Raw genomic sequence first — 20,367 nt, forward strand, 5'->3', positions numbered from 1 at the left:
GCCGCCTCATCGTGCGCCCCGCACGACGGAGGCCGAGGAAACGCCGTGCCGAGCTTCCGTGTCCGTCCCCGCCCGCGAACGTGGAGACCACTCGGGATCGAACAGTGGTGTGAGCATTGAGGAAAAAGTCCTTTGAAAGTCGAACGCTGGTCGTTAGCTGAGGCCGGAGTAGGCGTGCAGGCCTTTGAAGAAAATGTTGACGATGGTGAAGTTGAACAGGACGGCGGTGAAGCCGATGATCGACAGCCATGCGGAGCGGGTGCCGCGCCAGCCGCGGGTCGCGCGGGCGTGGATGTAACCGGCGTAGAGCACCCAGATCACGAACGTCCACACTTCCTTCGTGTCAAATCCCCAGTACCGTCCCCAGGAATCGTTGGCCCAGATTGATCCGGCGATCAGGGTGAAGGTCCAGAAGATGAAGCCGACGATCGCGAACCGGTACGCCACGGATTCAAGTGCCTCCGCGCTGGGAAGCGTGCGCAGGTATCCCAGGCCGGATCTCTTCGTTTCCTTGCCGTTGCCCGCAGCCCGTCGTTCGCGCCGGGTTTGCATGAGTTGTGTGGCGGAAAGGCCGCAGGAGATCGCGAACAGGGCCGTGCCGAGGGAGGCGACGAAGACGTGGATGACGAGCCAGACGCTTTTGAGCGGGTCCATCAGCGGGGTGACTTCGACGTAGAACGCAAGGGTCGCCCCGCCGAGGAGCAACGCCACCATACCGATGAGGAACGAGCCCAGGAAGCGTAGATCGTACCGGCGGAGCACGGCCAGGTAGACCGCAACGATCAGCACAGTCCCGGTGAGCGCGAACTCAAACATATTCGCCCACGGGACCCTTCCCGCAGCGAATCCTCGCCCGATGGCGCCGGCAAGGTGGAACACAAACGCCAACCCGGTCAGTACAGTGCCGATGCGCGCCCAGAGCAGACGCTGCCGCTGACCTGGCCGGGTGCGGACCTCCTTAAGCGCGGCGCGTTCGTCGCCTGTGCTCTGTGTGTCTCCGCCCGCGGTCACCAGCGTGTGCACCCTCTGGGGTTCGTCGCGGCGTACCGACCGTTGTGCAAGGTCGATGGCGTAGGCCACGAACGCGAGCAGGTACACGGCGATCGCGGTCCACACCAGCAGCAGGGAGATGCTGTCCAGGGTCAGGGATTCGGGGTCAGGCATCGGTTGCTCCTCGTGCAGATCGGTGGCGGTGGCGGTGGTGGCTGATTCCGGCGAAGGTGAGACCGGTGATCGCGCCGAGGACGATCAGGGCGGTGAGGGCACCGCCGAGCACGACGGCGGGGGTGAGCCCTTCGCGCAGCGGGACGCGGGTGATCGCCGCGGCTGCCTGGTCGACGCCGGCGCCGTCGATGATCTGTCCGTCCGGGGCGATGACTTGGCTGGTGCCGACGGTGGAGACGTTCACCACGGCGCGTCCGGTCTCGATCGCACGCATCCGGGCGAACGCGAGCTGTTGAAGGTTCTCGTCGGTGCCGCGGAAGTCGGCGTTGTTGGTCTGGAACACGTAGACCTGGGCGCCCTGGCGGGCGCCGTCCCAGATGACGGAGTCGTAGATGACGTCGAAGCAGATCGCCAGTCCGACTTTCACCCCGTCGACGGTCACGAACGGGGGGTTCTGTCCGGGGGTGTATTCGCGTTGGATCATTCCGATCAGGTCGGGCGCGATCCGCTCGTAGAACCACCGGTCCGGGACGTACTCGCCAAACGGGACGGGGTTGACCTTGTCATGCAACTGCGGGGTGCCCTGCCCGTCCCACAGCATCGAGGTGTTGAACACGTCACCGCCGCGCGCGGTGGCGGCGTTGGTGAGCAGCGGGGCGCCGGCCCGGGCGACGAGATCGGTGAGCCGCCGGGCGGTGGCCGGGTCGGTGAGAGGGTCGCTGTCGACGGCACCCTCGGGCCACACCAGCAGATCCATGTCCTCCCCCAGCAGGGGATCTGTCGCGGTTGTCTGCGCGGCCAGCACATCCCCGGGGGTGCGGTCATCGAAGTACCCGGAGGGCCCGTTGCCCTGCACCCAGCCGATGTCCATCCGACCGGCGTCCCCGGTAGGGAACTGCGGCACGAGCACCAGAGCGGCCACGATCATCGCGGCGGGCAGGACGCCGCGCATGCGTCGGAACCCTCCAGCCCGCCACCACTGCACCAGGCACGCGCAGGCGGCGACGATGAGGAAGCCCAGACCGGTCACCCCGACCCAGGACGCCGCCTCCGGGAGCGGGCCGTTCGCCTGGGTCATCCCGATCCGCGCCCACGGGAACCCGGAATAAGGCCAGGACCCCATCACCAGCTCCCGGACGATCCACAGCCCCGCCACCAGCAGCGGCACCCCGACAAACCACAGGACGGCGCGTCCGCTGGCGCGGTCGGTCCACCGGTACGCGAGGGCGATGGGGATCGCCCCGACCCCGAACAGCACCGCTTCCAGACCGGCCAACGCCACCCACGGGACGGGCCCGAGATACGTGCCCACCCACACCAGGTGGGTGAAGAAGAACGCCGCACCGAAGGCAACACCGACCAGGAACGCGCCGCCGATGCTGCGGCCGATCATCGCGCACAGCGCGAGGGTGATGCTCACAAACGCGAGCGGCCACCACCCCACGGCGGGGAAGGACAGGTCCAGGAGCCCCCCGGCAGCCGCGGCGACGAGGAGCGCCGCCCAGAGCGGTACCTTCCGGCGCGCGGCGGGAGATGCCCCCGCCGCCGCGTCAGTCAGCGAGGGCGCGGTCGAGAGCATTGGTGAGATCGGTCAGTTGGGTGAGCTCGAGTCGTTCGCCGTCGAGGAAGAACGTGGGCGTGCCCTGCACACCCATCTGCTGCCCTTCGGCGAAGTCTTCCTCGACCCGCGCCCGGGTGGCGGGGTCCGCGACCGCCTGGTCGTAGGCGGCCATGTCCAGGCCGAGGTCCTCGGCGAAGCTGCGGAACAGGTCAGCTTTGGGGACTTGCTGCTCGCCCCACTCGGCCTGCGTCTCGAACATGCGGTGATACATGTCCTCGACCCGGTCCTGCTGGGCGGCTGCCTCGACCGCGAGGGCGGCGTTCATCGAGTTGTAGTGGCTGGGGATCGGGTAGTACCGGAACACATAGTTGATTTGCCCGTCGTACTGCTTCCGGATCTGTTCGACGTACGGGTAGAACGCCCCACAGGCCTCGCATTCGAAGTCGAGGAACTCCACCAGGGTCGGCGCGTCCGGGCCGACGCTGTCCAGGACGTGGGAGTTGCTGCGGGCACCCGGTAACGCGTCCGCGGCATTGTCGTCTGCGGGCGCTTGAGGGCGGGCGGAGACCGTGTAGATGATCGCACCGATGACGAGCACGACCACGCCGGCGATCGCAATGAGGGTCACTTTCATGGGGGTCTTCATCGTGGGTTCCTTCGGCTGGGTGTCTGTGAGCTCGGGCGATCACGGGCGGCGAGGTGGGCGTTGCGGATGCCGGCGATCGCGTCGGGCAGTTGCGGGTCCTCTCCGCGCGCGAGACCGGCGTATTCCAGGCGCAGGGTGGGCTCGTCCGGGTCACCGGTGACGGATGCTTTGACGAACACGCGGCGTCGGGGAACGAGAAGGCCGGTGATCAGACCCAGTGTGGCGAGGGTGGCGAAGGCGAGCACCCAAGGACCGCCGGTGTCGCGTTTGATGTCCAGCGACGCGAATCGTTTCACCGACGCCAGGGGATTCGTGCCGCCGGAGGCGTCCTCGAAGGTGACCGTGCCCCACCCATTGGGCAGGTCGGCGGTCTGCCCGGGAGTGAGCTGGATCGACTCGGCACCGCTGGTGCCGCCGGTGAGTTGGGTCATCCCGCTGGTGTCGAGGGTGTACACCGATCGGGGCACGCCGTCGTCGATGCCGAGGCTGCCGGAGAACACGTTGAAGGTGACGACCGGATTCACCAGATCGGGATACACCGAGGTGAACGCCCCCGTGGCAAGAGCGCCCTGGGTGGGATAGAAGAAACCGACCAGCCCGACCTGTTCGGGCAGCCCGTCTGGGACCTTGATGATCCCGAGCGAGGTCATCATGCTGTCTTGCGGGAGGAAGGGCTGGGACTCGCTGTAGACGACCGTGCCCTCGGAGTTTCGGACGGTGATGGTGGGGGCGTAGCCGTTTCCGAGCAGATAGACCCGGTCGCTGCCGACCGTGATCGGGTAATTCACGCGGACGCTCTCGGTGTCCTCTGTCCCGGTGCGGGCGTCGCGGATGGTGAGGTTCGCGGCGAAGTCGCCGGCTTGGCCTGCGCCAGGCACCCCCGGGCGCACATAGCTGACGTCGAAGCTGTCGAGGGTCAGCGAGTACGGGTCCAGCTGGGTGCCGTCCACGAACCTGCCCGGGGTGAACGAGGAGTAGTCGTTGAGGGTGTTGACGAACGTGGTCCCTTCGACGATGACCCGCTGCCCGGTGTAGGAGAAGCCGCTGGCGGCGAGCACCGCGACCAGCACACCGACGAGCGAGGCGTGGAAGATCAGGTTGCCGGTCTCGCGGAGATACCCACGCTCGGCTGACACGGACCATGACCGGGCGGTGTCATACCGCTCGATACGATACCCGCGGCGGCGGCGGAGGTCGGCGGCGGCGGCGGTGATCGCGTCCGCCGCTTCGGCTTCAGGGCTCTGGACTGATGCGGGGACGTCGACGACGAGGTGTGTGCTCAGCCGGCTGAGTCGTGCTGGCGTGCGGGGTGGCCGAGCGCGGAGGGCTTTCCAGTGGTGCCGGGTGCGAGGGATTATGCAGCCGATCAGCGAGATGAACAGCAGCAGGTAGATGGCGGAGAACCAGGCGGAGTTGTACAGGTCGAATACCTGAAGTCCGTCGAGGATCGGGGCCAGTTCCGGGTTGTTCTTGAAGTATTGGAGGACGCCGTTGGGGTCCGCGGTGCGCTGAGGAAAGATCGATCCCGGTACCGAGGCGATGGCGAGCAGCAGCAGCAGCAGCAGCGCTGTACGCATGCTGGTCAGTTGCCGCCATCCCCACCGCAGCCACTCGACGGGTCCCAGCGACGGGGAGGTGACGGTGTCCGGCTCGCCCTGATCGATGTGACCCTCGGGGCGGGAGGGATCAGTGTGCAGCTGATCAGAGAGGGAGCGTGACATTGAGCATCACCCCCTGTAGAACGGACATCAAGGCGCCCCAGATGCCTGTGACCATCAGCACGCCGAGGATGATGAGCAGGCTGCCGCCGATGATGTTAACCACGCGAATGTGTCGTCGAACGAAGCTGACGGATCTGGTAGCCCAGCCGAGCCCGAGAGCAAGCAGAAAGAACGGGATGCCCAATCCGAGAGAGTAAGCAAAACCGAGCAGGGCTGCCCGGCCGGGATCTCCGAGATTCCACGACACCGACATGATGGCCGCCAACGTGGGCCCGATGCAGGGAGTCCACCCGATCCCGAGCGCGATGCCCAGCAGCGGTGCGCTGAGCATACCCAGGTTGCCGCGGAAACGGGGTCGGAGGGTGCGTTGCGCGCGAGGAAATACCCCAATGAACGCCAGGCCCATTGCGATGACAACTACCCCGAGCACCCGGGTGAGGATGTTCGCGTATTCGAGGAAGAATAGCCCCGCCACTCCACCGAGTACCGTGACGGTCATGAATACCAGAGTGAACCCGGCGACGAATAAGGCCACCCCGCCGATCAGCCGTCCACGCCCAGCGGGGGTCTGTGCCGGGGAGCTGGAGACGGCGGACCCGAGGTAGCCGAAGTACCCAGGGACAAGCGGGAGGACGCAGGGCGAGACGAAGGAAATCAGTCCCGCGAGCACGGCAATGAGCACAGCCACCCCGAGCGCGCCGTCGAAGATCAAACTCCCGGCGCTCATTCGATCTCCGCCAACGCGTCCGAGACGAGCGTGGACAGGATCGATGCGGCTGGCAGCTGCCCGATGATTCGCGCGGCAACCCTGCCCTGACGATCCATCACCAGAGTCGTCGGGGTCGCCTGGATGGGGGTGACTGCGGCAAAGGCGAGCTTCGTCTTCCCGTCGACGATGTCGATCACGCTCGGGTAGGTGATCCCGTAGTCCTCCGCGAACGATCGCGCGGTGGCGGGTTGGTCGTAAATGTTCACGCCGATGAAGCCCACCCCTTTGGGCTGGTAGGTTTGCCACACTTCTTCCAGCAGGGGCGCCTCGACCCGGCATGGGCCACACGCGGCATACCAGAAGTTCACGACGTACACCTTGCCTGCGAAGTCGCCGCTGCTGACCGCGTTGCCGTGCTCATCGACGCCGGCGAACACCACCGTCTCGCCACGCTTATCCGGGGAGATCTCGACGATGCGCTCGTCAACGCTGGTGGAACCGGTGCCGTTGTTCACCGTGGCGGCCAGCCCGTCCTGGGATGTGCACCCTGCGACCGCGAGTACAGCGGTCGCGGCGAGCATCGCGGCGGCCGCACGGAACGCGCGCCAGGATCTCCGATGGGCAACCGGGGGGACGGCGCGGGTGACGGAAGTCACCCGGAATGGGTTTGCCACGACGTTCTCCAATACCAGGACTCAACAGGCGGCGGTCTGGCAGCGCCAGAATCCGCTCGCTCTCACGGGTGCAAGGGTGTTGAGTGGTGGATCAGGTTCGGAAAACGCGCAGCTGTGTAAGAGTGAGCACCGGCGTCCGGGACAGCGGCACCGCGATCAGCTCACGCACCATCCCGGCGACACGTTCGAGACTGTACGTGCGGGATGGTGCCCGCCAGGCTAGGACAACGAGTGCCAACATGCACGCCACTCCGAGCAGGCACAGGGCGGCGTCGAGATCTCCGGTCTCGCTGGCGTACCCATCCGCTGTCAAATTTGCGACAACGGTGCCCGAGCTGGCCGCGCCGATTGACTCCGCGATCGGCGCGGCCGAGACGCCTTCAGTCTCCGAATGCGTTGCCGCCCAGCACCCCATAAGTAGTGCCACGACCAGTCCCAGCCCTACGAGCAGCCGGGCCACGGGCCAACCGGCGCGCGCAACGATAGCGCGGTCAGTCGGGGTGGAGCGGATCATTGCAGACGGTCCTACGCTCGGGGTGTTAGGAATCGGAATAGTCGGTCATCAAACACTATCAGGTGTATAGTCAGCGCATGCTGCCCCTTGCGTCTTGACCTGCCCCCGGTTTCCCGGACGGTTTCTGGTTGTTGATCATGCCGCGTCGAGTGCGGCGGGGTAAAGCCTCTCGTAGTCGATGGGGCTGAGGTAGCCGAGTGCGGAGTGGCGCCTCGTCGGGTTGTAGAACCCTTCGATCCATTCGAAGATCGCCTGCCCGAGTTCGGCTCTGCTGGGCCAGTGGCGGCGGTCGAGGAGTTCGATCTGCATGGAGCCCCAGAAGGATTCCATGAGGGCGTTGTCGTAGGCGGAGGCGACTTTCCCCATCGATCCCATCAGCCCGGCCTCGCGGAGTCGGGAGCCGAACAGCCAGGACGTGTATTGGGCGCCGCGGTCGGAGTGGACGATCGTGCCGGTCGGGTTGCGGCGCCAGCGGGCCATCTCGAGCGCGTCGACGATCAGCTCGGTGCGGAGGTGGTCGGCGATCGACCAGCCCACGCAGCGGCGTGAGTAGACATCGATCACAGCGGCGCAGTAGACCCATCCTTCGGCGGTGCGGTGCTGGGTGATGTCGGTCACCCAGAGCCTGTCCGGACGGTCGGCGGTGAACACCCGCTGGACGTGATCGTCGAACACCGCCGGCGCTCGGCCACCACTGGTGCGCCAGCGGCGTCGGTGAATGCCCTGTAGTCCCGCGCGGCGCATCAACCGCTCGATCCGTCTCCGGGACACGATCAGATGCCGGCCGAGGGTCATCTCGGCGTGCACCCTCCGGGCGCCTTAGGTGCCACGAGCATCCGCATGAACTGCCTCGATCACGGTGAGGAGCTCCCGATCCGTGACCTCACGCTGTGACGGCGGCCGGTCCCGCCACTCGTAGTATCCCGACGGCGATACCCGCAGAATCCGACAGACCACCCGGACCCGGAACCGAGCCGGATCCTCCTGCTGAAGGGCGGCGATCAGTCGGAAAGCCCTTCTGGGAGGACGTTTTCCTTCGCAAAGTACGCCGCGGTGAACTCAACCCGTCAGCGCAACAGTGCTTGGAGCCTATCGGCTGGGGTGTCGAAGTCGAGGGTCTTCCGCGGTCTGGAGTTCAGGCGCGCGGCGACGGTGTCGAGGTCGGTCTGGGTGAGGTCTTTCATGCTGACGCCCTTGGGGAAGTACTGACGTAGCAGCCGGTTCGTGTTCTCGTTCGTTCCGCGCTGCCAGGGGCTGCGGGGGTCGGCGAAGTAGACGTCGAGGCCGGTGTTGCGCGTGACGGTCTTATGGTCGGCGAGTTCCATCCCGCGATCCCAGGTCAGCGATCGGCGCAGCTGCTCGGGGAGCAGGTTCATCTCACGCGAGAGGCCCGCTGTGACGGACTCCATGTCGCGGCCGTCGATCTGGACGAGCACCGTGAATCGTGTCGCGCGCTCGACGACAGTCGCGATCTGGCTCCAGTGCCGCCCCATCAAAAGATCACCTTCCCAATGCCCCGGGATCGCGCGATCTTCGGCTTCGGCAGGGCGCTCGGAGATGGAGACGGCGTCTTTGATCTGGGATCGCCATTGCCCGGTGACGTTGTTGTGAACACTGCGGCGGATCGGCCGCCCGGATCGCAGATGCTTCTGCAGCTCTTTCGCGAGAACGCCGCGGGACTGCACGAACAGGGACTTGTAGATCGTCTCGTGCGACACCCGCATCCCGCTCCCCGCCGGGTGACGCTTCCGCAGCGCCCCGGCGATCTGCTCGGGCGACCAGTCTTCCCGAAGGCGAGCGGCGACGTAACCACGCAGCACCGGGTTGCGGGCAAGTGCGCATCTCTGCGGACGCCGCGCACGGCGCCAGGCACGATCGTCGGCATCGACAGCGCGATATCGTCGCGGTCCCTTGTTCTTGGCCACCTCCCGACTGATCGTCGACGCGGGCCGACCGAGCCGGCGCCCGATCGCACGATACGACTCATCTGCCGCGAGACCCCGGGAAATCTCCTCACGCTCCTCGAGGGTCAGCATCCCCGCCCGACGGCGCTGCGGCGCTTGGTAGAAGCCGCCGAACGGCAACAGGATCGAGAAGATCGATCCCGGCGGTGACCCCACCGTTCGAGAGATCTCACTGATCGACGCTCCCGCCTTCCACAGCTCCCACACCTGTTGCCGCCGATCCGACGGTAAACCCGGTCTCCCGATCTTCGCCACGCCACACCTCCGAGATGATCATCGATGGTGTTGCGCTGACGGGTTGAGTTCACCGCCGCCCGCTTCAGAATCTCCACCTCGAGCTCGAGTCGCCGGTTCTCGCGCCGCAGCCGCGCCAGCTCAGCGCGATCGTCGGTGGTCACCCCGGTGATCTCGCCCGCGTCGATCGCAGCCTGCTTCACCCAGTTATGCAGCGAGGTCGGCGAGATCCCCAACTCGCGAGCGAGCTCTTCCTTCTTCCGACCACCCGCTCGATAGAGCGCAACAGCACGCTCCTTGAACTCCCGCGGATACGCATCCTTCTTCGCCATCTCGGACTCCCATCCCTGGCCCTCTCAGCCAGATGCTAGGTGTCCGGGAAACCGGGGGCAGGTCACGCCGTGTGTGCTTCCCCTCGTCCCCGGATATCTCGGCTACGTCACCGGCTCATCGGGAACCACCTCACGGTGGCGCCCGGTGATCGGCGTCGGCCTGTTCATCCTCGGCTTCGCTTTGGTGTTCGTTGCCTATGGAGCCGCCTTCGGTACCCTCGGCAGCTGGCTCATCCGCTGGCAGGATCTCCTGACCCGGATCCTCGGCGTGGTTGTCATCATCATGGGCCTGGTGTTCATCGGCATGTTCCGGCTCTTCCAACGCACCGCGAAACTATCGATCACTCCACGGACCGGACTCGCCGGCGCCCCGTTGCTGGGCATCGTGTTCGGCCTCGGCTGGACCCCGTGCCTCGGCCCGACGCTCGCCGCGATCTCCGCCCTCAGCATCGGCACCGGCACCGCCCTCCGCGGCGCACTCCTCACCGCGGTCTACAGCGTCGGCCTCGGCCTGCCCTTCCTCCTGCTCGCCGCCGGGCTGGGCTGGGCTACAACCACGGTAGCGTTCCTGCGCCGCCACATCCGGGCAATCAACATTGTCGGCGGGGTGACCATGATCGCGATCGGGGTATTCATGGTCACTGGCGTCTGGACAACCATCCTGTACTCACTGCAGGCGCTCATCGGCGGGACGGTACTGCCAATATGAGGAACGCCGCGCCCCAGCACAGATGCCCCCACTGGCCGCTGATCGTTGCGATCACCGTCCCGCCGATAGCTTTCGCCGTGATCCTGGCAGTCATGGTCTCCAGCCCCGCACCCACGTCCGAGGACATGTGGGTCGGCGCCACCGCCTACGGTCCCACCAGCACTGCTCCGACCGCCGATGTTCAGGTGATCCACAACGCGCTCCACGATATCGGCGCACAATGCCTCGAAGCCGCGCCTAACCTGGGCATCATCGAGTCGGATGTCGACCTCATCATCGCGTTCTCGGCACGGTACCCGGTCGGCCGGTTTCCCATCGACGATGAGACCGCGACCGCCTCATCCCTCCTCCTGGTCACCCGGGACGCCGTGAAGGACTGCGCCCCGGCAGAAGTGGAACGCCTCGACGCTGCCCGCCGCGGGCTGTAGTCGCGTAGCTGCGTGGGTAGACACCGTTCCTGGACTACGACCTCGAGATCCGCAAGGTGATCTGCTCCACAAACACGATCGAATCCCTCAGCGCGCGGTACCGGCGCGCGGTGCGGGCGCGAGGACATTCCCGACCAGATCACTCGACCCGACCGGTGCGGGACGAGCCCGATGGACGATGCGGGTGGAAGCCAGCCCTCAACGCATTCGCCATCACCTTCACCGACCGCTGGCCGCCCGCGGAGACCTACTAATGAAATCGCCGGAGACACCGTTACTGATGCAGACCCGGCACGTGCCCGGCGAGCCAGCCGATCACCGCGCTCTGCCATCGGTCGGGGTCGGAGTTCCACGAGAGCGTGTGTCCTGCTTCGAAGACCTCTAGCGAAACAAGGCCGGGCCGAGAATCTCGGAGTGCTTGTGAGAGCCGTATCGGTACAGAGTCGTCGCGGATGCCGTGGAGGATGAGCGTGGGGGTGGTGAGTTCCTCGGCACGGGACGTCCAGTCGAAGGATCGGAGCGGGATACGCTCGGGCAGACCGATCATGCGAGCCAGCGGGCGGATCGTCAGCCACGGGATCGCGAGGCTGCCCGCGGCTGCGGGGAGTCCGCTGCGGGTGCAGTTCGCTTTCATGACTTCGCCCCAGTCGAGCACGGGTGCGTCGAGCACCAGACCTGCGACACTGCGGCGATGCGGCGAGTGGTGAGCGAGCTGGAGCGCGATGGCGGCACCCATCGACCATCCGAAGAGCACGACCTGTCGGGCTCCGTGCCGCATCGCGTACTCGATGGCGGCCTCGGCGTCGTCGGTCTCGGTGAAGCCGAGGGTTGACCGGCCGTTGCCGCCTCTCGGGCCTTCGCCGTCGGCTCGGTAGGTGATGACGAGCGAGGTGTAGCCGCGGTCGGTTGCGGCGAGCACACCGCGAAGTGTCCCGGCTCGGACGCTGCCGAGGCCATGTATGTGGATCGCCCACGTCGATCGGGCGCTGTCGCCGTCGATGCGCCAGGCGGGGGCAGGCCCCGCGGGGGTGTCGATGGTGATGTCGTGTGCGTGGAGGCCGGAGTCGTGGGGGGTCGCGTAGTAGATTCCGCTCCACGAGAAGCGATCGCCAGCCCTGAGAGTGAGTTCCGGTGCAGTGCTCGTCACCTGTCGCGCGATCAGGGTCGGTCCACGGTCGAGCACGTCCGCGGAGAGTTGCGCCCAACCTCCGTTCTCGAACCACAGGTTGTAAATGCCTTTGGCGGTAGTCTGCTGGGTTCGGTCGAGCACGATGAGACAGCCGTCGCCGTCGTGCTCCACCTTGCGGACGGTCAAGTCGTATCGTCGCGTGCTGGGGGCTGTCAGCCGCCGCGCGATCACCCAGCCGACACCCAGCGCGGCTGCCGCAACGAGTCCGGTACCTAGTGCGACCCGACGGATCACGAGCTGCCCCCGTCGTCGACCCGGGTCACTGGTGAAGCGGTGGTCCGTGTCGTCCTCGTGTCGAGTCCGAGGAGGTGGCGCTCGGCGCTCTCCAGTAGCGCGCGCTCAGCTGCGCTGATGTCGAAGGTGACGCGCGGGTCGATCATCGCGTCACGGATCTCAACGATCTCTCGGTGTAGACGGCTCTCCGGGTCATCCGCGCCCGCAGCGAGCGGGTCTGCTTGGCTCAGCCCAGGCCGCACGAGGGACGCCCGCTTCCACAGAGGCTCCAACTGTGTCGCGAGGCCGTCGGTGCGCTTCCGCCGCATGTCGTGCTGGGCGCGACGGACGGCTGGTTGCACGGCGAAGCCCGCGCATAGGAATAAGAACGCGAGCAGGGAGAGCGGTTCATAGGCTGGTTGGACGGCACGCATGAGAGCGAGTTGGCCGGTGACGTGTGCGACGTCCATCGTCAGCACTGCCAGGCACAGTGCCCCGCCGAGCGCCGATCCCAGGCTCAACAGCCCTGCGGGGAGTCGCTGGATGCCAGAGCTCCGCAGGTACTGCCGCGCGGCGAGGATCATCATCGTCGTGATGACGAGGAAGAAGTAGCTGAAGTTGATGATCGAGTAGGTCGCTGCCGCGGGTTGCGCGCCGAAGTCGATCATGAATCGAGTCGTGGTTGCGCCTCGGTCGATGAACATGAATGTCGTAGTGATCGCGAGAAGCGAGATGACGAGCACCGGGATGCCCACGGCGGCGCGCACGAACCTGGGTCGGTACTCGTCGGCCTTCATGACGCCTCGACCGAGGAAGAAGATCCCGGTCATCAGCAGCCCATCCGCAAGGAGGGTGGTGACATTCGTTCCACCAAGAAGCGGATCGGTGGCGAGGTAGATGGCGTCGACGTTCAGGGTCATCGCGACGGCGATCGTGACGGAGGCGTAGGTGATGCTCCGATCCGCCCGTTTGCGACGGAAGATGAGCAGGCTCGCCACGAGCGCCCACATGAGCATCGCGACGAGCGTCTGGATCAACCGAAAATCTCCGAATAGCGCGACTCGGCAAACACCGATCCTCGGATGCCCGCAGCCAGCCGATCAGCGAGGGACTCGGCAGCGACCTCCGTCTCACTGTCAATGTCCTGCCGCTTGAGCAGGCGTCCGCGCGTGTAGGGAGGAATGTTGGGCAGCAAGACATCCCCGGCCGTGCAGTCATCGCCCTCCGTGTGACCGAGGATCATGTGGGCGAACTCGTGAAGGACGAACTGCTGGCGGTGCAGCATGGAGTCGCTGCGTGCGTGGAGCACGAAGTCTTCGGTGTCGGTGACCAACCAGAGCGCACAGATGCCGTCGCGAGTGTCGAGGTCGGCGAGTTCGACGACACGGAGTCTGCGATGGCGCCTATCTTGAACGGCCTGGCGAAGGTGCTCAAGCGTGAACCTGCTGCCGAGCCGAAGTTCGGCGACGGCCGCCAAAACGGTCTCTTCGGTGTTCACGGTTGCCTCCTTTCGTCCGAGCATGTACTGATCTCGGCTCTGCGGCGCGCGAAGCCCGTCAGGGCTCAGGTGTACGCGTCAACTCCTCATCTAGAAACGTGCTGATGGCTTGAAGTGCTCTCGGCGAGATGTCGCCGAGAGTGCGGGCGGCGTAGGACTTCACCTTCGCCGCGCGCATCGAACGCACGAGGTCGAGCTGAGCGGAGACCTTCTCCGGGGTAGCCCCGCCGCTCTCCCCCGCAAGAAAGGCAGCATCGACGTCGAAGAAGTCCGCAAGTCCCTGGAAGATCGCCGTGTCTTGAACGTATCGGTGGCCGTTGACCATGTATGTCCATCGTGATCGAGACAGGCTGATGCCACGTTGCCTCAGATACTCCGCGATCTGCGAGTAGGTCGGTTCGGAGCCGGACTCGGCGACAGCGACATCCATCAGAAGCCGCAGGCGTTTGGCGAGGTCGTTAGCCGCAGCCTGACTTTCGTATTCAGTCATCGTCGCTGACCCCCTTCCCTTCGGGAGGGCCAAGGCGTCGACGTAGCCCAGACCCGAGGGTAGTTGTGCATGCCCAAATCTACCCGTTGAGCATGCACAATACAACCGTTGCGCATGCTCAACGTGCGGTGTTAGAACGGAATCGGGAAGGTTTGAGCATGCTCAACGCGGCTTCCCGGTGAGCGGGAGGACGATTCCATGAGCACAGCACCATCCCGCAGCCTGACTGCGTTGCCCACTGGACGGCGACTGGCTCTTGGGAACCCGGGCGCACCTGATCGACAAGAGCCCCATAGCTCACGACGAAGCCACAGGAGGTGCCGAGATGATGATGCCGGAAGCCTCGCGCGGAGAGCGCCAGCCGCTGGATGCTACCGCCCTGCTCGCCTCGCTCACCGGGCTGTCGCCGAGCGCCGCAGCGTGTCGCTACGCCGAGGCAGGCATCCCGGTCTTTCCCTGCGTCACAGGAGGCAAGCGCCCGCTGACCAAGCGGGGATTCCACGAGGCGAGCACCGAACCGCACCAGGTCGCTCGCTGGTGGGCGCGGTGGCCGCGCGCCAACATCGGGATGCCGACGGGCCAGATCTCCGGGCTGGAGGTCGTGGATGTCGACGTACACGGGGCGATCCGCGGCTTCGCGGCGTTCGAGCTGGCCCGGCGCGCGGGGCTGACGGATCGCTGGGCCGCGTTCATCCGCACGCCCTCGGGCGGCGTCCATGCCTACTACCCGGCCGATCCCGAGCTGGTGCAGCCGTCCTGGCAGGTGGCGCGTGCTGGCATCGACTTCCGGGGAGCGGGCGGCTACGTCATCGTGCCGCCCTCGATCATCGCCACCGATGCGGGGCCGAGTGCGTATTCCCTCATCGGCTCCGGGCGAGGCGACGCGGTTCCCGTCGATGCCCGCGCACTGCGACAGTTCCTCGATCCGCGACCGGCGCGCCTGATGCCCGCCATCCCTGTCGAGCGAACGGACGGCGTTGACGTGGAGCGGATCGCCCACTGGGTCGGGATGCGCGGCGAGGGCGAGCGCAACCGCGGCCTCTTCTGGGCCTCGTGTCGACTCATCGAGGCGGGCATCCCGCCCGACCGCGTGCGTGCCGCGCTGGGGCCGGCTGCCGAGCGCGCAGGCTTGCCCGCCCCGGAGATCGAGACGACGATCCGCTCGGCGCACCGCGTAGCGAGGGGCGCACTGTCCGCGCCTGCCGCCAGTTCCGTGCCCAGCCATGCAGCTCAGCCTTCATCGGGTCAGGTGCTCTCGTGATCCCCGGCAGCACGCAACAGCCGCGCGGGCGGATCGCTGTTTGGACGGCGGTAGCTGGGACCGTATTCATCGCCGCAGCCGCCTTCTGGCTGTCGTTCACGGCGCTCGCCGACCTCGCGCAACGCTCAGGCGTCGATCAGAGCCAGGCGTGGGCGTGGCCGCTCATCGTGGACGGCATCATCGTCGTCGCCACGGTGTCCGTCGTCGCGCTCGCGGGGCAACGTGCCGCCTGGTATCCGTGGCTGCTGCTCATGGCCGGTGCCGCGGTCTCGGTCGCAGCCAACGCGATCCACGCGGTCGTCGCCGCTGACGCCGACGTTCCTTCTGCGCTCGCGGGATCGGTCGCCGCCGTCCCGCCGCTCGTGCTGCTGGCGATCACGCACCTGACGGTGGTGCTCACCCGACGGTTCCGTGCAGAGCCGTCGACGCAGACGGCCAAGTTGGTGTCGAGCGCGGTCGAGCACCTGTCGCCGGAAGCGCCTGCGCACCTTGCTCCTAGAGAACTCGCTCTGCGAATGAAGGAGGACGGCATGACGAACACCGCCATCGCTCATGCGACCGGGGTGCATCCGTCCACGGTCGGTCGCTGGCTGGCGACGCCCGCGCTCGCCTCCGCATCGGAAGGAGGCGCGCTGTGAACGATGAACTGCCAGAAGACGAGCACGCCCGTCGGCTTGCCGATGTCCTCCACACGCTGAAGCCGACTCCGATCGAGGCTGCTGAGATCTCGGAGCTGGCGCGCCACACCGACCCGTGGCTCGCCGCGCAGACGTGGCGCGGCGGCCACCCACTCCTGGAGCGCCTGAGCGCAGAGCACGACCGCAGCCAGGTGGTGTGGGTGCGCCCGACCGAGCTGCTCCCATCCGCCTCGGCCCGCATGATCGGGCGCGGCATCGACCTGCGCACCGAGCTGGCGCGCCGCGTCGAGGAGCGTCGGCAGACCTCGCCGCAGGCAACTCCGGTGACCCGGCCAGGCATCCGGGCGCGTGCCCAGGGCATCGCGCCGCTCTCCGCGTTCGGGCAGGCGCCTGCGCGCCAGTCCTCTGTCAGCCGCGACCCGCTCCGCCGCCTGTGAGCGCGCCATGTCTGCCCAGGCCGCTCCCACGTCGTTCCGCACCTCGGAGGGACTGCGCGCGCTCCTGGAGCGTCTGCACGACGATGGGAAAGGCGCGTGGCGGCGCGACGTGGGTGTCGCGGCGCTCATGGAATACACGGCGGGTCGGTATGCGAGCCTCGCGCGAAAGCACGGCCTCGACCCGTGGGAGGCGGCGAGCGCCGCGTTCGACGCGATGCGCACCCCGGCCGTGCGCAACGCGGAAGATCCGTGGGCAGTCGTCACCCGTGCCGTGCAGGTCACACTGATCGCCGAGGAACGAGGGAACGGACTGCTGTGCTCGACGCATCAGGCACGCAGGCCGCAATACAGCGGGTTCCACGACCCGGAGCGGTTCAGCGACCGGGAGAACCCGCTCACCGAGTACCACGAAGCATTGCAGGTCGCGCCCGCGGGTGAGGACGAGAACGAATCGGACCACGATGTATCTGGCGTCGTCCGTGCAGTCGAGGACGCGATCAAGCTACTGACGCTGCTCGACTGGCCGGAGCAGACGGCGCGCGCGGCCATCGAGCACATCTGCACTCGACTCGGCGAAGCGCCGTCGCGGGCGAGCGCAGCGGAATCGCTTCGGCGAGACCCACACGCTCGGGCCGTGCTCGATCTGTCGTCGACCAGCTGGAACGCGCTGCTCCGTGCGATCCTCGGCAACCCCGATCCCGATCAGGCCCACACCGCCGTCGGCCGCGGCGTACTGTTCCGCCTTCTTGTCGGCGAGCCCCTGCGTGCGCTGCTCACCGATGACGACCTCGTGCTGCTGCTCGGCCTGAACGCGCCCACTCTGGCGGGAGCGAGGTAGCACATGGCGGCGAGCACCGGGCACATCGAGCTGGAGCGCACCATCGACTCCATCGTCGTCGGCAGCCGTCATCGCATGGAGCTGGGCGACATCGACGCACTCGCAGCGTCCATCGAACGTAACGGACTGCTCCAGCCTCCGACCGTGACACCGGACGGCGTGCTCGTGTGCGGCGCTCGACGCATCGCGGCGCTGCGCAAGCTCGGCCACAAGAAGGTCAACGTCTTCGTGCGCTCCGGGATCAGCGACCGGCTCCAGAGGCTCATGGCCGAGCAAGCCGACAACGTGCTGCACAAGCCGTTAACGCAAACGGAGGCCGCGGCCCTGTACCGCGAGCTGAAGACGCTCATGGCCGAGGACGCCGCTCGTCGTCAGGCGGCGACGCAGTTCGGTGCTGGCGGGAAGATCGCTGGAGCGAGCGGTGGTGCCGTGACGGCACCACCGCTGATCGGTGCTCCGGGCAAGTCCCGTGCGCAGGCCGCGCTCATGGTCACCGGGCGCAAGTCGTACACGAGCCTGGAGCAGATCAACGATCTCCAGCGGATCGCGAACGACCCCCGCCAGCCGGAGGATGTGCGCAGCTTCGCCCGCTCCGAACTCGACGCCATCGACCGCGGCTCGTCAATCACCACGGCGCACGCCCGCACGATCGCCATGCTGGCGATTCCGCAGGAGGAACCCGAGCCACCCGGCGAGCTGGAGTTGCTCGCACAGGAGGCGCTGGAGCGCGCGAAGCAAGGGCGCAAGCGAGGCCCGGCAACCGCACCAGCGTCGAGCGCCGTGCCGGTTCGCTATCCGGTGCGGGCGTTCACCCTCACCTGGAATGACCTCGATCAGTGGTGGTCGCACTACGACCCTGCCGAGGTCGGCACCGCGCTGAGTGATGACCAATGGGAGCACTTCGAGACGATCCTCGACGCTACCGTCCATTTCTTCGACGCGGCCCGCGCCGCCCGAACCGCCCGCCAACGTCTCGCCAAGGAGAGTGCCTGATGCCGCAGACTCGCTTCCCTCGTCGCCTCATGATCCTCCTTATCGTCGGCGCCGCCGTGCTCGCCGTCCTCGTCGGAGTCGGGCTCTATGGGTTGCTGCTAGCGCCTCGATCCGAGCCTTCGCCGGGCGGCAGCTCCGCGAGCGACCCACCAGGCGCTTCCACCAGCGCACCGTCCCCGACATCGAGCGCGCCACCCGTCGTCCGTGAGTCCGACGACCCCGAGACGTTCGCACGAGCCCTCGCCAATGCGCTGTTCACATGGGACACCGCGACCGAGTTCGGGCCGACCGACTACGCGCAGGTCATCGTGGATGTGGGCGACCCCTCCGGCAATGAGACCGCCGGGCTCGCCTCTGACGTGCGCACCTATCTCCCGACCGCGGACGCCTGGGCGCAACTCCGCACAATGCAGACCCGCCAATGGCTCGACATCAACGACGTGTTCGTGCCGGACGAGTGGGCGACGGCGCTGGAGCAGGCATCCGAGGGGCAGATCCTCCCTGGCACCGTCGCCTACACGATCACCGGCGTTCGGCAACGCGAGGGCATCCACGGCACTGAGCCCGTGAGCAGCTCCCACGATGTCGCGTTCACCGTCTTCATCACTTGCGAGCCGACCTTCGACACCTGCCGCGCGCTTCGCCTCTCTGAGCTTGACAACCCTCTGCGCTGATCGGCACCCGTATGAAGAAGCTCGTTGTGGCCATCGCCACGCTCATCGCACTGCTCCCCATGAGCCTGGTCGGCGTGAGTCTGCTCGTGTCGCCCGTGGTATTCGCCACGTGTCTCTCGTCAAGCTCGCTCGTCGTCGGGTCGATTCCCGAGTCACTCACAGCCACAACGCGCGCGGGCGCGGCTGTGACCCTCAACCACGAGCAGCTAACCCATGCAGCCAACATCATCACGGTCGGCGCGCACACCGAGGGCGTTGGTCGCGCTGGCATCGTCATCGCGCTCATGGCCGCACTCACCGAGTCGCGGCTACGGATGCTCGCAAACTCGGCTGCGATTCCAGAATCAAGCGACTTCCCGAGCGACGGAGAAGGCACCGATCACGACTCTCTCGGCCTATTCCAGATGCGGCCGAGCGCAGGATGGGGCACCGTCGCAGAGCTGATGAATGCGACCTACCAATCGCGTGCCTTCTATGGAGGCTCGAGCGGGCCGAACTACCCATCACCGCGTGGACTGCTCGACATCCCCGACTGGCAACACCTCGACCCCGGCGAGGCGGCGCAGGCGGTCGAGGTCTCGGCCTATCCCGACCGCTATCAGAACTACCAGCCGGTCGCCGAAACGATCCTCACTGCGCTCACCCGGCGCGCTGAGACCACGCCGAGCGGTACGCCGCTCGGCGACATACCTGAGACAACCGCAATCGTCTTTCCCGTGCCGAGTGGGACGTGGGTGAACACCAGCGACTTCGGGTGGCGCGAAGACCCATTCACTGGTGAGCGAGCGTTCCACTCAGGAACCGACTGGGCTGCCGACGACGGCACGGCGATCCTTGCACTCGCCGACGGCGTGGTCAGCTTCGCCGGGCCGTCGGGCGGCTACGGCAACCTCATCATCATCGAGCACACGATCGATGGAGAGCGCATCGCCTCCGCCTATGCACACATGTGGCAGAGCGGCGTCCTCGTCAGCGTCGGGGACCGGGTCGTTGCCGGGCAGCACATCGGCAACGTCGGTTCGGCGGGCAAGTCGACCGGAGCCCACCTGCATTTCGAGATCCGGCCAGGCGGGTCGAACGCCACGGCAGTCGATGCCGAGCCGTGGCTTGCCGCTCACGGTGTGCAGAACCTCGATGCCGCAAGCACCGCGGCACTCTGCTCAGCACAGATGGCGGCATGACATGGACGTATTCCCCGACTTCGGAGCCGTCGGCGGTCAGGCAGAACTGCGCGCCATCGTTGGCGCGCTGCTGACCATCGTGCTCATCCTCGCCGTGCTCATGCTCGTCGTCTGCGCCGCAGTGTGGGCGATCGCGTCGGCGAACGGCAACATCTCTTCGGCTGTCCGCGCGCGCGTCGGGTTCCTTGTCTCCATCGGAGCTGCCGCACTTGCCGGCCTCGGTGTCACCTGGATCAACTTCCTGCTTGGGGTCGGAGCAAGCATCTGACGCCATCGAACTGGGACAGCGTGCGCACCTA

At 66.7% G+C, this 20,367-nt stretch carries 23 protein-coding genes and 1 pseudogene; 11 read left to right on the top strand and 13 right to left on the bottom strand.

Translation table 11 applies throughout. The features are described 5' to 3' along the window. Window positions 1-153: 153 nt before the first annotated feature. The 9 genes from ccsB to AC3WLZ_RS08070 form a co-directional block, all read right to left on the bottom strand. The gene (ccsB, locus tag AC3WLZ_RS08030; RefSeq protein WP_492469687.1) at window positions 154-1,164 is read right to left on the bottom strand and encodes a c-type cytochrome biogenesis protein CcsB; all 1,011 of its coding nucleotides are present in this window, start codon (window positions 1,162-1,164) and stop codon (window positions 154-156) included. Then, complete coding sequence (lnt, locus tag AC3WLZ_RS08035) at window positions 1,157-2,743, bottom strand: apolipoprotein N-acyltransferase (RefSeq protein ID WP_492469688.1); 1,587 nt, start codon at window positions 2,741-2,743, stop codon at window positions 1,157-1,159. Before lnt ends, ccsB begins: the two co-directional genes overlap by 8 nt. Continuing rightward, the gene (locus AC3WLZ_RS08040; RefSeq protein WP_492469689.1) at window positions 2,715-3,371 is read right to left on the bottom strand and encodes a DsbA family protein; all 657 of its coding nucleotides are present in this window, start codon (window positions 3,369-3,371) and stop codon (window positions 2,715-2,717) included. The genes lnt and AC3WLZ_RS08040 overlap by 29 nt, the downstream gene beginning before the upstream one ends. Beyond that, window positions 3,368-5,092: a cytochrome c biogenesis protein ResB gene (gene resB, locus AC3WLZ_RS08045; protein ID WP_492469690.1), complete on the bottom strand. Its 1,725-nt coding sequence runs from the start codon at window positions 5,090-5,092 to the stop codon at window positions 3,368-3,370. The genes AC3WLZ_RS08040 and resB overlap by 4 nt, the downstream gene beginning before the upstream one ends. Next, a complete protein-coding gene (locus AC3WLZ_RS08050; protein ID WP_036291089.1) occupies window positions 5,073-5,819 on the bottom strand; it encodes a cytochrome c biogenesis CcdA family protein in 747 nt (248 codons plus the stop codon). Before AC3WLZ_RS08050 ends, resB begins: the two co-directional genes overlap by 20 nt. Further along, window positions 5,816-6,382, bottom strand: a complete 567-nt coding sequence (locus AC3WLZ_RS08055) for a TlpA family protein disulfide reductase (RefSeq protein WP_492470956.1) — start codon at window positions 6,380-6,382, stop codon at window positions 5,816-5,818. The genes AC3WLZ_RS08050 and AC3WLZ_RS08055 overlap by 4 nt, the downstream gene beginning before the upstream one ends. A gap of 742 nt (window positions 6,383-7,124) precedes the next feature. Continuing rightward, on the bottom strand, window positions 7,125-7,796 hold the full coding sequence (locus AC3WLZ_RS08060; RefSeq protein ID WP_492469691.1) for an IS3 family transposase: 672 nt from the start codon (window positions 7,794-7,796) through the stop codon (window positions 7,125-7,127). 260 nt (window positions 7,797-8,056) lie between these two features. Further along, window positions 8,057-9,130, bottom strand: a complete 1,074-nt coding sequence (locus AC3WLZ_RS08065; RefSeq protein WP_492470957.1) for an IS30 family transposase — start codon at window positions 9,128-9,130, stop codon at window positions 8,057-8,059. After that, window positions 9,019-9,519, bottom strand: coding sequence for a transposase (locus tag AC3WLZ_RS08070; RefSeq protein ID WP_492469692.1), 501 nt, complete (start codon window positions 9,517-9,519; stop codon window positions 9,019-9,021). Before AC3WLZ_RS08070 ends, AC3WLZ_RS08065 begins: the two co-directional genes overlap by 112 nt. Window positions 9,520-9,592: 73 nt before the next feature. Here AC3WLZ_RS08070 and AC3WLZ_RS08075 point away from each other — a divergent pair, with 73 nt between their 5' ends. The 3 genes and pseudogenes from AC3WLZ_RS08075 to AC3WLZ_RS08085 all read left to right on the top strand — a co-directional run. Next, window positions 9,593-10,228 (top strand): cytochrome c biogenesis CcdA family protein, encoded by a 636-nt coding sequence (locus AC3WLZ_RS08075; RefSeq protein ID WP_492469693.1) that lies wholly within the window; start codon window positions 9,593-9,595, stop codon window positions 10,226-10,228. Beyond that, complete coding sequence (locus tag AC3WLZ_RS08080; protein ID WP_492469694.1) at window positions 10,225-10,656, top strand: hypothetical protein; 432 nt, start codon at window positions 10,225-10,227, stop codon at window positions 10,654-10,656. The genes AC3WLZ_RS08075 and AC3WLZ_RS08080 overlap by 4 nt, the downstream gene beginning before the upstream one ends. A 23-nt stretch (window positions 10,657-10,679) precedes the next feature. Further along, window positions 10,680-10,910 (top strand): annotated as a pseudogene (locus tag AC3WLZ_RS08085) (transposase); the annotation flags it as partial. Window positions 10,911-10,930: 20 nt separating this feature from the next. Here AC3WLZ_RS08085 and AC3WLZ_RS08090 read toward each other — a convergent pair. The 4 genes from AC3WLZ_RS08090 to AC3WLZ_RS08105 form a co-directional block, all read right to left on the bottom strand. Beyond that, the gene (locus AC3WLZ_RS08090; RefSeq protein WP_274638402.1) at window positions 10,931-11,971 is read right to left on the bottom strand and encodes an alpha/beta hydrolase family protein; all 1,041 of its coding nucleotides are present in this window, start codon (window positions 11,969-11,971) and stop codon (window positions 10,931-10,933) included. A gap of 104 nt (window positions 11,972-12,075) precedes the next feature. Next, a complete protein-coding gene (locus AC3WLZ_RS08095; RefSeq protein ID WP_492469695.1) occupies window positions 12,076-13,095 on the bottom strand; it encodes a DUF6545 domain-containing protein in 1,020 nt (339 codons plus the stop codon). After that, window positions 13,092-13,556, bottom strand: a complete 465-nt coding sequence (locus AC3WLZ_RS08100) for a hypothetical protein (RefSeq protein WP_274638404.1) — start codon at window positions 13,554-13,556, stop codon at window positions 13,092-13,094. Before AC3WLZ_RS08100 ends, AC3WLZ_RS08095 begins: the two co-directional genes overlap by 4 nt. A 58-nt stretch (window positions 13,557-13,614) precedes the next feature. Continuing rightward, complete coding sequence (locus AC3WLZ_RS08105) at window positions 13,615-14,046, bottom strand: hypothetical protein (RefSeq protein ID WP_274638405.1); 432 nt, start codon at window positions 14,044-14,046, stop codon at window positions 13,615-13,617. 325 nt (window positions 14,047-14,371) lie between these two features. Between AC3WLZ_RS08105 and AC3WLZ_RS08110 the strand changes: the two genes are divergently transcribed. The 8 genes from AC3WLZ_RS08110 to AC3WLZ_RS08145 are packed head-to-tail and all read left to right on the top strand — an operon-like array spanning window position 14,372 to window position 20,336. After that, window positions 14,372-15,307 (top strand): bifunctional DNA primase/polymerase, encoded by a 936-nt coding sequence (locus AC3WLZ_RS08110; RefSeq protein ID WP_458041487.1) that lies wholly within the window; start codon window positions 14,372-14,374, stop codon window positions 15,305-15,307. Continuing rightward, complete coding sequence (locus tag AC3WLZ_RS08115; protein ID WP_274638407.1) at window positions 15,304-15,945, top strand: DUF2637 domain-containing protein; 642 nt, start codon at window positions 15,304-15,306, stop codon at window positions 15,943-15,945. Before AC3WLZ_RS08110 ends, AC3WLZ_RS08115 begins: the two co-directional genes overlap by 4 nt. Beyond that, window positions 15,942-16,382, top strand: coding sequence for a hypothetical protein (locus AC3WLZ_RS08120; protein WP_274638408.1), 441 nt, complete (start codon window positions 15,942-15,944; stop codon window positions 16,380-16,382). Before AC3WLZ_RS08115 ends, AC3WLZ_RS08120 begins: the two co-directional genes overlap by 4 nt. Before the next feature lie 7 nt (window positions 16,383-16,389). Next, the gene (locus AC3WLZ_RS08125) at window positions 16,390-17,220 is read left to right on the top strand and encodes a hypothetical protein (protein ID WP_274638409.1); all 831 of its coding nucleotides are present in this window, start codon (window positions 16,390-16,392) and stop codon (window positions 17,218-17,220) included. 3 nt (window positions 17,221-17,223) lie between these two features. Then, window positions 17,224-18,213, top strand: coding sequence for a ParB N-terminal domain-containing protein (locus AC3WLZ_RS08130; RefSeq protein WP_492469696.1), 990 nt, complete (start codon window positions 17,224-17,226; stop codon window positions 18,211-18,213). Then, window positions 18,213-18,887 carry a hypothetical protein gene (locus AC3WLZ_RS08135; RefSeq protein ID WP_458041486.1) on the top strand — a complete coding sequence of 225 codons (675 nt, stop codon included), beginning with the start codon at window positions 18,213-18,215 and terminating at the stop codon, window positions 18,885-18,887. The genes AC3WLZ_RS08130 and AC3WLZ_RS08135 overlap by 1 nt, the downstream gene beginning before the upstream one ends. A gap of 26 nt (window positions 18,888-18,913) precedes the next feature. Continuing rightward, entirely contained in the window at window positions 18,914-20,068 is a 1,155-nt protein-coding gene (locus AC3WLZ_RS08140; protein ID WP_492469697.1) for a M23 family metallopeptidase, read from the top strand. 1 nt (window position 20,069) lies between these two features. Then, window positions 20,070-20,336: a DUF6112 family protein gene (locus tag AC3WLZ_RS08145; RefSeq protein ID WP_274638413.1), complete on the top strand. Its 267-nt coding sequence runs from the start codon at window positions 20,070-20,072 to the stop codon at window positions 20,334-20,336. The last annotated feature ends 31 nt before the right edge of the window (window positions 20,337-20,367 follow it).

The organism is Microbacterium sp. FW305-3-2-15-F-LB2, from assembly GCF_058787255.1.

What these genes read in the sequence shown, in the direction of transcription:
- ccsB (WP_492469687.1), bottom strand. Translation starts at nt 1,164, where the DNA reads ATGCCTGACCCCGAATCCCTGACCCTGGACAGCATCTCCCTGCTGCTG.
- lnt (WP_492469688.1), bottom strand. Translation starts at nt 2,743, where the DNA reads ATGCTCTCGACCGCGCCCTCGCTGACTGACGCGGCGGCGGGGGCATCT.
- AC3WLZ_RS08040 (WP_492469689.1), bottom strand. Translation starts at nt 3,371, where the DNA reads ATGAAGACCCCCATGAAAGTGACCCTCATTGCGATCGCCGGCGTGGTC.
- resB (WP_492469690.1), bottom strand. Translation starts at nt 5,092, where the DNA reads ATGTCACGCTCCCTCTCTGATCAGCTGCACACTGATCCCTCCCGCCCC.
- AC3WLZ_RS08050 (WP_036291089.1), bottom strand. Translation starts at nt 5,819, where the DNA reads ATGAGCGCCGGGAGTTTGATCTTCGACGGCGCGCTCGGGGTGGCTGTG.
- AC3WLZ_RS08055 (WP_492470956.1), bottom strand. Translation starts at nt 6,382, where the DNA reads ATGCTCGCCGCGACCGCTGTACTCGCGGTCGCAGGGTGCACATCCCAG.
- AC3WLZ_RS08070 (WP_492469692.1), bottom strand. Translation starts at nt 9,519, where the DNA reads ATGGCGAAGAAGGATGCGTATCCGCGGGAGTTCAAGGAGCGTGCTGTT.
- AC3WLZ_RS08080 (WP_492469694.1), top strand. Translation starts at nt 10,225, where the DNA reads ATGAGGAACGCCGCGCCCCAGCACAGATGCCCCCACTGGCCGCTGATC.
- AC3WLZ_RS08105 (WP_274638405.1), bottom strand. Translation starts at nt 14,046, where the DNA reads ATGACTGAATACGAAAGTCAGGCTGCGGCTAACGACCTCGCCAAACGC.
- AC3WLZ_RS08110 (WP_458041487.1), top strand. Translation starts at nt 14,372, where the DNA reads ATGATGATGCCGGAAGCCTCGCGCGGAGAGCGCCAGCCGCTGGATGCT.
- AC3WLZ_RS08125 (WP_274638409.1), top strand. Translation starts at nt 16,390, where the DNA reads ATGTCTGCCCAGGCCGCTCCCACGTCGTTCCGCACCTCGGAGGGACTG.
- AC3WLZ_RS08130 (WP_492469696.1), top strand. Translation starts at nt 17,224, where the DNA reads ATGGCGGCGAGCACCGGGCACATCGAGCTGGAGCGCACCATCGACTCC.
- AC3WLZ_RS08135 (WP_458041486.1), top strand. Translation starts at nt 18,213, where the DNA reads ATGCCGCAGACTCGCTTCCCTCGTCGCCTCATGATCCTCCTTATCGTC.
- AC3WLZ_RS08145 (WP_274638413.1), top strand. Translation starts at nt 20,070, where the DNA reads ATGGACGTATTCCCCGACTTCGGAGCCGTCGGCGGTCAGGCAGAACTG.